Source organism: Nocardioides dilutus (assembly GCF_054779555.1).
Genome location: NZ_BAAGYA010000003.1, coordinates 199,075 through 211,681, shown reverse-complemented (window position 1 = coordinate 211,681; position 12,607 = coordinate 199,075). Strand labels below are relative to the sequence as shown.

Here is a 12,607-nt window from a genome sequence, read left to right as displayed (position 1 = left end):
AGCGGTCTCGGCCGCGATCGGATGCCTGGCACTGCTCGGTGGCAGCCTGTCAACGCCCATGGCGGGAGCAGTGGCACCGAGCCACTCCGTCCGGACAGCTGGCCTGCCACAGCTCTCCCCCGCGACACCCGGGACCCTGCAGAACTGCGAGTCCCTGCTGACCTTCGCGTGGCCGAGCACGGTCATCACCAAGGCTGAGATGGTGCCCGCGGGCACGCTGACCAACGCCGGCAATCCGGTCGGGGAACACTGCCTCGTCGAAGGCAGCATGCACCAGCGAGTCAGCGTCGTCGACGGCCAGGCCTACGCCATCGGCTTCCAGATGAGACTGCCGACCGACTGGTCGGGGCGCTTCCTCCACCAGGGCAACGGCGGACTCGACGGCTTCGTGGCGCCCGCCACGGGCACCGTCACCGCCGGCCAGCTGCGCAACGGCCTCCAGATGGGGTTCGCGGTCCTCAGCTCCGACGCCGGTCACGGCACGCACCAGCTGCCCCTGTTCGGCCTCGACCCCCAGGCCAGGCTCGACTACGGCTACCAGGCGGTCGGCAAGCTCACCCCGATGGCCAAGGGCCTGGTCGGCGCCGCGTACGGGCGCGGTCCCGACCGCTCCTACTTCGCCGGCGGGTCCAACGGAGGTCGGCACACGATGGTCGCCTCGGCCCGCTACGCCGACGACTACGACGGTTTCCTCGCCGTGGCGCCCGGGTTCAACCTGCCCAAGGCCGCAGTCGCCCAGCTGTGGGGAGCGCAGCAGTATGCCCAGGTCGCGGCCTCCACCGACGACCTCTCGACCGCCCTCACCCTGCCGGAGCGTCAGCTCATCGCGAGCGCGATCCTGCGCCGCTGCGACCGCCTGGACCGCCTTCGCGACGGGATGGTGCAGGCCGTGGCCCTCTGCCAGAAGAAGTTCCACCTGAGGAAGGCCGTGCCCACCTGCGCCGCCGGGCGGGACGGCACCTGCCTGACCCGGAAGCAGAAGGCGGTCGTCCGGAGTGTCTTCGCCGGCGCTCGCAACAGCCAGGGCGAGCGGCTCTACAGCTCGTTCTCCTTCGACCCGGGGCTCGTCCAGCCCGACTGGGCGGCCTGGGAGTTCGACCTGTCGGTCCTGCTCGACCCGATGGCGGTCGGCTTCGTCTTCTCGACACCGCCCGAGAGTCCCGCGATCCTCGCAGACCTGCGTGGCTACGCACTGAGCTACGACGTCGACACCCAGGCGCCGAACATCTACGCCACCGACGACACCTTCACCGAGAGCGCGATGTCCTTCATGACGCCGCCGAACCCGTCCCGCCTCGACACCCTCCGCAACCGGGGCGGCAAGATGATCGTGGTGCACGGTGTCTCCGACGCGGTCTTCTCCTCCGACGACACCGCGCGCTGGTACCGGCGCCTCGACAAGAGCTACAAGGGCAAGGCGGAGGCGTTCGCCCGCTACTTCGAGGTGCCGGGCATGGGGCACGTTCAGCGTGGCCCGTCGACGGACCAGTTCGACGGCCTGGGTGCCCTGATCAGGTGGGTGGAGTACGGCGTCGCCCCGGACCGCATCGTCGCCTCCGCCCGCGGCGCGGGAAACCCGGGGGGCGTCAACCCCGACCTGCCGGCGGCCTGGGCACCTGACCGCACCCGCCCGCTGTGCCCGTATCCCAAGATCGCGACCTACCGCGGCGGAGACCCGGAGCGGGCCAGCAGCTTCACCTGCCGCACGGCTCCGCCTGGTCACGGCCGTGCGCCCGGCTGGTTGATGCCGTTCTCGTAGGCGAAGATCACCGCCTGGATCCGGTCGCGGAGATCGAGCTTGAACAGGACTCGCTTGACGTGCGTCCGGATCGTTGATTCCTCGACCACGAGGCTGTCGGCGATCTCGCGGTTGGAGAGCCCCTGCGCCAGGAACCCGAGGACCTCGCGTTCTCGCGGGGTCAGTCTGTCGAGGACCCCGTCCCCGGCCAGGTCCGGCACGGGTTGTCGGGCCATCCGGTCTATGACGCGGCGAGTGACGGACGGTGACAGCAACGACTCGCCCGTGGCGATCGTGTGGACGCCGGCGATGAGCTCCTCCGGCCGGGTCCGTTTGAGCAGGAAGCCGGCTGCACCGGCCCTGAGGGCGCCGAAGACGTAGTCGTCGAGCTCGAAGGTCGTCAGGATCAGGATGCGCGTGTCTGGGGCCTCGTTCACGAGTTCCTGCGTCGCAGTGATGCCGTCCAGATCGGGCATCTGCACGTCCATGAGGACGACGTCCGGCCGGTGTCGCCGGGTGAGGGTGATGGCTTCGCGACCCGTGGCGGCCTGGGCCACCACCTCGATGGAGGGGTCGATCGCCAGCAGCTCGGCCAGGCCGGCGCGCATCAGGTGGTCGTCGTCGACGAGCAGGACCCTGACCTTGCTCATTGCTGGTCATCCCGTCGGGGAAGGCGCAGCTCGACGCGGAACCGGCCGTCGTGCTCCTCGGCCGACAGCGACCCGCCGAGCAGGCCGGCCCGCTCGCGCATGCCGGCGATGCCGTGTCCCCCACCAGCCGAGCGCCGGGGTTCCGCGATCGGGTTCTGGACGGTGATCACTGCCCAGCCGGCAGCCGTCGAGAGGGAGACCGTGGTCGAGCCACAGCCGTAGCGGGCGGCGTTGGTCAGCGACTCCTGCAGGATCCGGTAGGCGCCCTGGTCGGCAGCCACGGTCAGCCCACCGATCTCTCGCCCCTGCGTCAGGACGACGTCGTGGCCGGCCGCGCGGAACTGGTCGACCAGCGCTCCCGCCGAGGCGAGTCCGACCGGCGACCTGTCCACCTCCGTGGGACCGCGGAGCGGGTTCACGATCTGCTCGATGTCGGCCGTGGTCTCGCGAGCGAGGGTCTCGATGTCCGTGAGCGCCGCCAGTGAGGCCGCGTCGTCCTGGCGCAGGCGTGCGGCACCGGCCCGCACGGCGATCAGGGTGAGCGCATGGCCGACGGAGTCGTGCAGGTCGCGCGCGATCTGCGTCCGCTCCTCGGCGACCGCGAGCCGCAGCCCCGCCGCCGCCGACTCCTCTGCCTGTCGCATCCGCTCGTGCAGGTCGACGAGCTGTTGGCGGCGTAGCCGGGTCCGCTCGCCGGCGAACCAGGCCACCGCACCGGCGAGCACGGCGTGGCCCAGGTCGGTCGCGACCCAGTCCGAGGCGGTCATCACCACGCCCAGGTAGAGCGCGAGGAGCCCGAGGACCACCGCGGTGGTGCGCCACGTCCACGGAGACCTGGCGTCACGGCTGGCCGCAAGGAGGTAGAGCGCGACGCACGGACCGATCGGCGGCCAGACGACCTCGCCCCGTCCGGCCAGGAAGAGCGCGGCGACGCCGGTCACGGCGTACACGAGCAACGGGGCCGAGCGCCACGCTGCCAGCGGCGCCGAGGCCAGGACGAGGAGACCGATGTCGAGCGGGTCGACGCTTCCCTGTCGGGTCAGCAGCGCCAGCCACATCGCGAAGCTGCCGAGGGCCAGCAGGGCGTCGAGGCCCAGGGTGCGCCACCTGCTCGTCGCACTAGTGCGCACCGTGTAGCCGCGCACTGCCATCACTGCCGACACCGCGTGAGCGTAGCCATCTCGCGAATGCCTCGAATCCCCCTGCAGGGGGACATCGGTCCACATCACGAGGACCTCCAGGATCCACCGCGCTGGCGTTTCGGAGAAGACGGCCGATTCCTAGCGTTGCCGACGTGATGACCTCCGTTGCCCTCAGCTCCGAGTCCCGTCTCTCCGACGCCGGATCGCAGCCACTCGCGCACCTCGCCATCCTCGCCGTTGTCGTGGGTGTCGGAGTGGCCGTCTACCTCGTTCGCCGGGGCAGGTCGTGACCCCGGGTCCTGTGGTCGAGGTGAGCGGACTGACCAAGACCTACGGCGGCGTCCGTGCGGTCGACGACATCAGCTTCACCCTCGAGGCCGGGCAGATCACCGGGTTCCTCGGGCCCAACGGGGCCGGGAAGTCGACGACGTTGCGGCTGCTGCTCGGGCTGGCATCACCGACCAGCGGCACCGCGCTGGTCCTCGGCAGGAGGTACGCCGACCTCGCCGAGCCGGCCAGGAGCGTCGGCGCGGTGCTGGAGCACGCCGACTTCCACCCCGACCGGTCCGGCCGTGCTCATCTGCACGTGCTCGCCCTCGCTTCTGGCATCGACCCGACTCGTGTCGACGAGGTCATCGACCTCGTCGAGCTGACCGCGTCCGCCGACCGCAAGGTTCGCGGCTACTCCCTGGGAATGGGGCAGCGCCTGGGACTCGCCGCAGCACTGCTCGGCGACCCCGCACTCCTCATCCTCGACGAGCCGATCAACGGCCTCGACCCGGCGGGCGTCCACTGGCTGCGCGCGTTCCTGCGACGGTTCGCCGACCGTGGCGGCGCCGCGCTCGTGTCCAGCCACGTGCTCGCCGAGGTCGAGCAGTCGGTCGACCGGGTGCTCATCATCGACGCGGGCCGTCTCCTGGGGGACTTCTCCATGACCGAGATCTCCCGGACCGGCCAGTCGTTGGAGCAGACCTATCTGACGCTCACCACGGCGGTGGCCTCGTGATCCGTCAGCTGCGCTCCGAGGTCGCCAAGGTCACCACGACCAGGACCTTGGCCGGCATGCTGGCCGCCTCGGCCGGCCTGGTCGCCGTGGCCATCGTCGTGCACACCTTCGCCCTGCCCGCCGACCGCCTCGGCACCCGCACGGGGCAGCGCGAGCTGCTCACGGATGTCGGTGTCGGCCTCGGCGGTCTCTTCGCCGCCCTCATCGGAGGGTTGTCGATCACCGCCGAGTTCCGCACCGGCACCATTCGACCGACCTTGCTCGCGGCCCCTCGCCGTTGGGAGGTGATCGCGGCCAAGGCGCTCACCGCCTTCGCCACCGGTGCCGTCGCTGCCCTCGCCTCGATCGGCACGGCCTCGCTGACCGCCACGGCCACCCTGAAGGTCCGTGACCTCACCCAGATGCCGACGACCGGTGACTACGTCGGCCTGTTCGCCGCAGGCGCGGTCGGTGGTGGGCTCCTCGGAGTCATCGGGCTCTCGGTCGGCGCCGTCATCCGATCCCAGGTGCCCACGTTCGTCGTCCTGTTCACCTGGCTGCTGTTCATCGAGAACGTGCTGGCCGAGGTGCCCGAAGCTCACCGCTTCGTCCCCGGCGCACTCGCTCAGGGCCTGGCGGCGCAGGATCGCGACGGCATCGTCCAGACCGTGTGGCTGGCGGCAGCCCTCCTGACGGTCTACGCGCTCGCCGCGCTGGTGGTATCCATGACCGCGACCAGCCGCCGCGACGTCGTCTGACGCTCGGCCCGACCACATCAGTTGCCGGTTCAACCATGGTTGCGACTTCGCCGAGACCGGAGTAGACCAAGCATTGGCTGTCGAGCGCCTCCCCACCTACTCACGCAGCCTGGTGCCAGGAGGCGCATCGCACTCTCTGGCCGCGGCTCGCAGCCGCGGCCAGGACTCTTCCGCCGTCCCCGTCGATGAACTGGTTCTCCCAGCCGTGGTGATGACGTCGGCAGTCACTTTCGACCCGATCCGTTGTCGCCGGCTGGTCGGGAATCTGAGTCGCGTCACTCGCGATCGGTGAACACTCGGACGTCCCAGGGCCCCAGATCGATGCTGTCGCCGACCGAGAAGTCCTGACTGGACAGGACGTCACGCAGGGCGACCGGCGCGGCTAGCGAGCGCGGCTGCCAGTTCCAGTTGTGGACGAATGTCAGGTGCGCCCCGTCCCTCGCCGTCGCGCCTGTGACGGTGACTTCGGCCGGGAGGCCCCTCCAACGGCGCGGCTGACCGGCGCTTGCCCATGCGAACAACGACTGGGCGAGTGCGGGATTCGGCACAGTCCCGACGTACGTCACTCGCCCGGTGCCCGCGGCTCGCGAGGTGATCGCGGGCCATCTGCCGAAGTGCGGGTGGTCGTATTCGAGGAGCACGTCGGCGCCGGTGACGAGCAGGCCGTCGACCCAGCGCGTGGCTGCGGCTGACTGGGGCGGATGCAGGTCTGAGCCGTTGCTGGCTCGGACCGGCACCGGTGTCAGGAGGTTGCTGAACTCGGCGTACCAGACGCCGGCCCGCTCGTTGAGACCAGCCGGGTGGACGCCCGTTCTTGCTCGTGCTTCAAGGTCGGCGTAGCCCGTTCGAGGGCCGACGATGAGGTGCCCGCCGGCATCCACGTAGGCGCGAAACCAGTTGAGCAGTTCATCGCTGGCCACATACACGCCGGCGGCGACCAGGATGGGAAGGGTGGCGGCCACCTGGTCCGGTGACAACGTCGGTAGTGCGGCGGCTCCGACCAGCTGACGGTCGTGCAGGATCCGGGCTTGGAGTCCGGCGTCAAAAGCTCCGCGGTAGAAGGGTTCCAGCAGACCCTGGTAGGCGCGGTCGTCGGGCGAGCCGTCTGCGTGGCACAGCGCGGGATGTCGCTGCATGAGCCACTTGCTCGGTCCGGAGTAGACGACGGCGACGTCGGCGTCGGGGGTCAGCCCTGCCACGAGGTCGCCGGCGGCGCGCAGCTCACGGCCCAGCCCTGACACCTCGTCATACGTGCGACCGGGTTCGCCGCTATGCGGCAGCACCCCTCCCCAGTACATCTCAGTCCCGAAGGGCAATGTGTGCCAGTGCCAGTACTCGATCATCGAGGCGCCGCGGGAGATGAGACCCCAGGCTGCCTGGCGCCACTGGCCGTCGTAGGCGGGCCTGTTGTCCCAGGCCATGCCGATGGTTGCCGCGTTGGTCTCGGTGACGAAGTATGGCTCCTGCCGTGATGAGTACATGCGGTCCGCGCTGAGGTAGAACGCCCAGGTGCCGTCCGTCTTCCAGGTCTGCGTCTCTTCGCGAGCGTCCGGGAGCTGCAGACCGTCTTGCATCACGTAGTAGGCGTTCGCGGACGTCACGTCCAAGGAACGGGTGACGCCGAGGTCGTCCATCGCCGGCCGGTCGTATGCCAGGCAGGTGGTCACGAACTGATGCTCGAGCGCGTACTCCCGCACGATCCCGGCTTGCCACGCGATGAACTCGTCCGTCAGACGAGCCTGAAAGCGCCGCCACGCCAGCTCGTACTGCGGCTGGGCGTTCCCATCCGGTGTCCAGAGGTCAGCCCACGTCGTCAACCGGTGCGACCAGTAGACGAGCCCCCACTCCTGGTTGAGCCGCTCGACCGTGCCGTACTCGAGCCGCAGGTGGTCGACGAAGCGTTGGAAGGTGCCGTGGTTGTGGAAGATCTGCAGGCCCGGTTCGTTGTCCACCTGGAATCCGATGACGGCTGGATGGTGGGCATAGCGGTCGACGATCTTCCGGATCACGCGTTCTGCGTGGAAGAGGAACCCAGCATGCGTGTAGTCGACCTCCTGACGCGCGCCCCAACCCATCCGGTGCCCACTCGCGCGTTCGGCGTTGATCTCGGGGTGGAGCCGAGCCAGCCACGGTGGTACCGCGTAGGTCGGCGTTCCGAGCACGACCGCGATTCCGCGCGCGTGTGCCTCGTCGAGGACTGGAGCCAGCCACTCGAGATCGAAGACGCCATTGTCTGGCTCCCACGTCGACCAGACCGACTCGCCGACGCGGATGACCGTGAAGTTGGCATCGCGCATGAGGTCGAGATCCGTCTTGAGCCTGTCTGTCGTCTGGTACTCGTGGTAGTAGGCGGCTCCGAAGAGCACCTGCCGAGGCAGTTCAGCCATGGGATCTCCACCGTGGGGCGTTCGGGGGATGAGTTCGGCCGGGTACCAGCGCAACCTGGCCGCTGAGCGTCCCCTCACCCATCGACAGCGCCGCCCTCCTTCGGGATGCGCCTGGCTTCCTCGGTCGCGATCCCGCCGTCGACAAACGTCTCCAGCCGCTCCAGCGCTGACACCAGGTGGGCACGCATCGCTTCCTCGGCCCCGTCGGGATCCTTCCGGGCGACCGCATCGACCACCGCCAGGTGCTCGTTCTTCGTCACCGAGTGCAGGCCAGCGTGGTAGTACAGCCGGAAGGTGTGCACGTGGCTGCGCAGTCGGGTCAGCATGTTGCTGATCATCTGATTGCCGGCGAGGTCCGCGACCATGGCGTGGAAGGTCGCGTCGTAGACCATGTCCAACCGGTTCGCCGCAGCCGTGATCTCGCCGCCGGCTCCACCGGACCGGGCAACGCGGCGCAGCTCCTTGATCTCGTTCGACTCCGCGTGGACGGCGGCCTTGGCAGCCAGTGCGGGTTCGACGAGCAACCGCAGCTCGATGAGCTCGCGCACCTGCTCGATCCCCATGAGGGGCGCCACCGTGTAGCTGCGTCCTGGCTGCTTCATGATCAAACCGTCGGCCTCGACGCGCGCCAGCGCCTCCCGCACGGGTGTCGGCGACACGCCGAGGGTGCGCGCGAGCTCTTCGATGTTGAGGCGGGCGCCCGGTTCGAACGTGTGGGTCATGAGCATGTCGGTGACGATTTCGTACACCGAACCCGGCAGCGCCTGGCGTTGCGCCAGGCGCTGGCCGGCCGCGGACTCGCGGATTGCTTCGATTTGATAACGGTCCATCTCGGCCTTCGCGTGTCGAGTACGTGGGATTACGCTACAGCATTCATATCTTCCATATCCTATAGGTTCTAGGATATGTTGCCGCTGCAGCCGTCCCGATGCTGCCGGAAAGGAGGCGCGACGTGATCGACGACGAGTCGGCTAGTCGCCTCGCCATCAGCGTCGACGGGGCGACCCCTCAGCCCGAGTTCGGAGAGGTGTCGGATGCGAGCAACGCCCGATCGTCACGAGCGATCAAGGTTGTCCTGCTCGCGCTGAAGACAGGCCCGCTGTTCATTCTGGCGCTGATGATGTTGTTCCTCTGGGCGGCCACCGAGGGCCACGTCTTCATGACGTTCGGGAACATCGGCAACGTCCTCGAGCAGACCAGCGGTGTCTGCGTCATCGCCTTGGGTCAGCTTCTGGTGATCCTCACCCGCGGCATCGACTTGTCGATCGGCTCCAACGTCTCGTTGTGCTGCGTGATGGTCACCGTCGTCTACCGCGACACCAACTCGGCGGGGCTGGCCATCGGGGCCACCTTGCTGACGGGGTTGTCCGTCGGTCTGGTCAACGGGCTGCTGCTGGTGTGGGGGCGTCTGCCGCATCCCTTCATCGCCACCCTCGCCACCTTGAGCGTCTGCGCAGGGCTCGCCCTCTACATCGCCGGTGGCTCCACCGTCCTGGGCTCCCCGTCGATCGTGCACACGCTCGGCGGCGGACGTATCACTGAGATCCCGGGTGCGGACCCCATCGGATGGTTCCCCTACGCCACGCTCGTGGTGATCGTCTTCGCGGTCATCTGTGCCGTCATCCTGCACAAGCTCGTGTGGGGCCGCTGGATCTACGCCGTCGGTGGCAGCCCCGAGGCCGCGGTCCGCACGGGCGTGCCGACGAACTGGACGTTGATATCGGTCTACGCCATGAGCGGCCTGTCCGGGGCCATCGGCGGGATGCTCTTCGTCGGAACCGCTAACGCCGGCTCGCCGTTCACGGGCGCGGGCATGGAGCTCACCGCCATCGCCGCGGTGATCATCGGCGGCGGCAGCTTCCTGGGCGGCCGCGGCGGCGTCCTGAACGCCCTGACAGGTGCGCTGATCCTCGGGGTCATGAAAAACGGCCTCAACCTGCTCGGTCTCGACCCGAACTTCCAGTACATCGCCGTGGGAGTGGTCGTCATCGTCGCCGTCGAGCTCGACGTCTTGCGGGCCTACGTCGAGAACCGGTTCCGAAGCATGCAGGCGAGGCTCGCATGACTGACGCCGTCCACGCCGTCGTTCCCTCCGGGGTAGAACCTGTCCTGAGCGTTCGTGGTGCCACCAAGACCTTCGGGGCAGTGGTCGCACTCGACGCCGTCGACCTCGAGGTCCGCTCCGGTGAGGTCCTCGCCCTCCTCGGCGACAACGGCGCCGGCAAGTCGACCCTCATCAAGTGCATCAGCGGCGTCCACAAGCTCGACCGAGGCGAGATCCAGATCGACGGGTCCCCCGTCCACATCACCTCGTCGGCCGATGCGCGAACAAACGGGATCGAGACCGTCTACCAAGACCTGGCCCTGTTCGACAACCTCAACCCGACCGCGAACTTCTTCGCCGGCCGCGAAGTGGCGGGGCCGTCCTGGTTGCCACGCGGTCTGCAGTGGATGAAACAGAAGGAGATGTCCACCCGCACCAAGGACCTTCTCGACCGTCTGCAGATCCGGCTCCCTGACTTCGATGCTGACGTAGCACTGATGTCGGGAGGCCAACGCCAGGCAGTGGCGGTCGCGCGAGCAGTGGCGTTCTCCTCGAAGCTCGTCATCCTCGACGAGCCGACCGCTGCCCTCGGGCTTCGGGAGTCTGCGCGGGTCCTGCAGCTGGTCGATCGGCTCAGAACCTCCGGCGTCGCGGTCATCTTGATCTCTCACAGCATGGACCACGTGATGGCGGTCGCGGACCGGGCAATGGTCATGCGCGGCGGACGCAAGATCGGCGAAGCGCCGGCAACTGCGGACAACCAAGAACAACTCGTGTCCTGGATCGTCGGGGCTCGAGGGAGCACAACCGTTTGAAGCCTCACCACCTGGACGCACGACACGTGCGGCAGATCCGACTAGAAGGAGCAACACACATGTCGACTCGACTGAAAGCGTTGGTCGTGCTCGCAGCGGGGGCGATGCTCATCTCCGCGTGCGGCGACGACGGGGGGGGAACCGAGGAACCGTCCGGGAGTGGAAGCGGGGCCACCAACGAGAAGTTCAAGGTCACTCTTCTCACCAAGGCCACGGGCGGATTCTGGGATGCGATGATCGCCGGCGCCAAGCAGTACGCGACCGATCACCCGGACGACATCGAGCTCACGACCAACGCCTGCAAGACCAACGACGACACGCCCTGCCAGATCGCGCAGATCCAGGACGCCGTCACCAATGGAGCGCAGGCGATCGTCGTCTCGCCCATGGGCGTCGGCGTCGCCGACGCACTGAACGAGGCTCAGGCGCAGGGCGTCCGCATCGTCTTCGTGGACAACACCATCCCCGGTGTCGTCGCGGATGCGGTCGCCGCGACGGACAACATCGCGGGCGGCGAGGCAGCCGGCGAATACATCAAGTCCCAGCTGAAGTCCGGCGACACCATCGGCCTCCTGGAGGCCGTCCGCGGGGTGCCGAACCTCGACCAGCGCATCGACGGCGTCGAGGCGGCCCTCGAAGGCACCGGCGTCAACGTCGTGATCGGTGCGGAGCAAACCCTGTGTGACACCAAGACCGGTGCCGCGGTCACGCAGGATCTCCTCACCAAGCACCCGGACCTCACTGCGATCTACTCGGCGTGCGACTCCCCCGCGATGGGTGCCGTGGCCGTGGCGGAGTCCAAGAACCACCCGCTGTTGATCTTCGGATACGACGGTGACCCGGAGATGGCCAAGCTCATCGAGGCCGGCAAGACCACGGCCACGATGGCCCAGTCGCCGTTCAAGATGACGAACCTCGGTGTCGAGGCGGCAATCAAGTCGCTCAGGGGCGAGGACTACGTGAAGTCCATCGACACAGGGACCACGCTGGTGACGGCGGAGAACGCGGCTGACTTCACCTCGGCCTGGCAGTAGGCCTTCCGCGTGCGAGCACGCTTCGGACGCCGGCTGAACGACATCCGAAGGGCCCGGCACTCCCGGTGAGTGCCGGGCCACGTGCTCCGCCCGAGACAGACATCGGCATACATCCCGTCGACGACCTCGTCGGCCTAGCTCCGGAGTGCGACTCGTGACAACAGCACAGGCCGTGGTGGACAGCCACATCCACTTCTGGGACACCCATCGATTCGACTACCCGTGGCTCCAAGGCTTCAGCGAGCTGAACCGACCCTTCGTCCCAGCGGACCTTGAGGTGGGCGACGTCCAGATCGAAGCCCTGGTCTTCGTCCAGGCCAACCCCGTGTGGGAGGCGGTGGACCAGGAGACCGCGTGGGTCCAGCACCTGCGCGGGCGCGATGGGCGGATCCAGGCGTTGGTGACCGGTGTGCCACTCGACCGCGGCGCAGCCGCAGTCAGCACCTCGCTCGAACGACTCAGTCACGAGTCTGGGGTCGCGGGGGTACGCCAGCTCATTCAGGACGAACCTGAAGGTTTTGCGCTGCAGGCCCGGTTCGTCGACGCGGTCCGACTGGCTGGCCAGTTCGGGCTGACCGTCGACCTGTGCGTGCGGTCCCACCAGATCGCGGAGGTGACGAAGCTCGCCGAACACTGCCCGGAGGTGGTTTTCGTCCTCGACCACCTGGGCAAGCCGGACGTCGCAGCCGGCCAATGGACCGGCTGGCTCCAAGACATCAAGGCCATGGCACAACTGGACAACGTCCGCTGCAAGCTGTCCGGACTGACCACAGAGGCAGACGAAGGCACCCGTGGCACCGACAACATCGGTCGGTACCTGCGGGCAGCCGTCGACGCATTCGGACCGGACCGCTGCATGTTCGGCAGCGACTGGCCGAACGCCAGTCTCCAGATCTCCTACGCAGGGTGGGTCTCCCTCGTCCTTCACTCGGTGTCGGACCTCGCCGAGCGCGAACGGGACCGAGTCATGCGGGGCACAGCGCTAGAGGTCTACGCGCGGGCCTGGGCGTCCTGATGACGCGATTCGTCAGCTTGGAGACACGGGACGTTCGAT

At 68.2% G+C, this 12,607-nt stretch carries 11 protein-coding genes; 7 read left to right on the top strand and 4 right to left on the bottom strand.

The features are described 5' to 3' along the window. Window positions 1-58 precede the first annotated feature (58 nt). A complete protein-coding gene (locus ACYVC6_RS16755) occupies window positions 59-1,759 on the top strand; it encodes a tannase/feruloyl esterase family alpha/beta hydrolase (RefSeq protein ID WP_460715569.1) in 1,701 nt (566 codons plus the stop codon). Here ACYVC6_RS16755 and ACYVC6_RS16750 read toward each other — a convergent pair. Both ACYVC6_RS16750 and ACYVC6_RS16745 read right to left on the bottom strand, forming a co-directional pair. Next, window positions 1,720-2,388, bottom strand: coding sequence for a response regulator (locus ACYVC6_RS16750; protein WP_460715568.1), 669 nt, complete (start codon window positions 2,386-2,388; stop codon window positions 1,720-1,722). The two genes, ACYVC6_RS16755 and ACYVC6_RS16750, sit on opposite strands and share 40 nt — an antisense overlap. Next, window positions 2,385-3,551 (bottom strand): sensor histidine kinase, encoded by a 1,167-nt coding sequence (locus ACYVC6_RS16745; protein ID WP_460715567.1) that lies wholly within the window; start codon window positions 3,549-3,551, stop codon window positions 2,385-2,387. The genes ACYVC6_RS16750 and ACYVC6_RS16745 overlap by 4 nt, the downstream gene beginning before the upstream one ends. 265 nt (window positions 3,552-3,816) lie before the next feature. On the opposite strand from ACYVC6_RS16745, the gene ACYVC6_RS16740 reads away from it, so the two are divergent. Together ACYVC6_RS16740 and ACYVC6_RS16735 are read left to right on the top strand one after the other, a co-directional pair. Beyond that, window positions 3,817-4,536: an ABC transporter ATP-binding protein gene (locus tag ACYVC6_RS16740; protein ID WP_460715566.1), complete on the top strand. Its 720-nt coding sequence runs from the start codon at window positions 3,817-3,819 to the stop codon at window positions 4,534-4,536. After that, window positions 4,533-5,273, top strand: a complete 741-nt coding sequence (locus tag ACYVC6_RS16735; RefSeq protein WP_460715565.1) for an ABC transporter permease subunit — start codon at window positions 4,533-4,535, stop codon at window positions 5,271-5,273. The genes ACYVC6_RS16740 and ACYVC6_RS16735 overlap by 4 nt, the downstream gene beginning before the upstream one ends. A gap of 275 nt (window positions 5,274-5,548) precedes the next feature. On the opposite strand, the gene ACYVC6_RS16730 is transcribed toward ACYVC6_RS16735, so the two are convergent. Both ACYVC6_RS16730 and ACYVC6_RS16725 read right to left on the bottom strand, forming a co-directional pair. Further along, the gene (locus tag ACYVC6_RS16730; RefSeq protein WP_460715564.1) at window positions 5,549-7,660 is read right to left on the bottom strand and encodes a beta-galactosidase; all 2,112 of its coding nucleotides are present in this window, start codon (window positions 7,658-7,660) and stop codon (window positions 5,549-5,551) included. 74 nt (window positions 7,661-7,734) lie between these two features. Then, window positions 7,735-8,490 carry a GntR family transcriptional regulator gene (locus tag ACYVC6_RS16725; RefSeq protein WP_460715563.1) on the bottom strand — a complete coding sequence of 252 codons (756 nt, stop codon included), beginning with the start codon at window positions 8,488-8,490 and terminating at the stop codon, window positions 7,735-7,737. 122 nt (window positions 8,491-8,612) lie between these two features. On the opposite strand from ACYVC6_RS16725, the gene ACYVC6_RS16720 reads away from it, so the two are divergent. From ACYVC6_RS16720 to ACYVC6_RS16705, 4 genes are all read left to right on the top strand, one after another. Further along, window positions 8,613-9,725, top strand: a complete 1,113-nt coding sequence (locus ACYVC6_RS16720; protein ID WP_460715562.1) for an ABC transporter permease — start codon at window positions 8,613-8,615, stop codon at window positions 9,723-9,725. Next, window positions 9,722-10,519, top strand: coding sequence for an ATP-binding cassette domain-containing protein (locus ACYVC6_RS16715; RefSeq protein WP_460715561.1), 798 nt, complete (start codon window positions 9,722-9,724; stop codon window positions 10,517-10,519). The genes ACYVC6_RS16720 and ACYVC6_RS16715 overlap by 4 nt, the downstream gene beginning before the upstream one ends. A gap of 59 nt (window positions 10,520-10,578) precedes the next feature. Beyond that, on the top strand, window positions 10,579-11,553 hold the full coding sequence (locus ACYVC6_RS16710) for a sugar ABC transporter substrate-binding protein (protein ID WP_460715560.1): 975 nt from the start codon (window positions 10,579-10,581) through the stop codon (window positions 11,551-11,553). Between the two features lie 154 nt (window positions 11,554-11,707). After that, window positions 11,708-12,568, top strand: a complete 861-nt coding sequence (locus ACYVC6_RS16705) for an amidohydrolase family protein (protein ID WP_460715559.1) — start codon at window positions 11,708-11,710, stop codon at window positions 12,566-12,568. Window positions 12,569-12,607 lie beyond the last annotated feature (39 nt).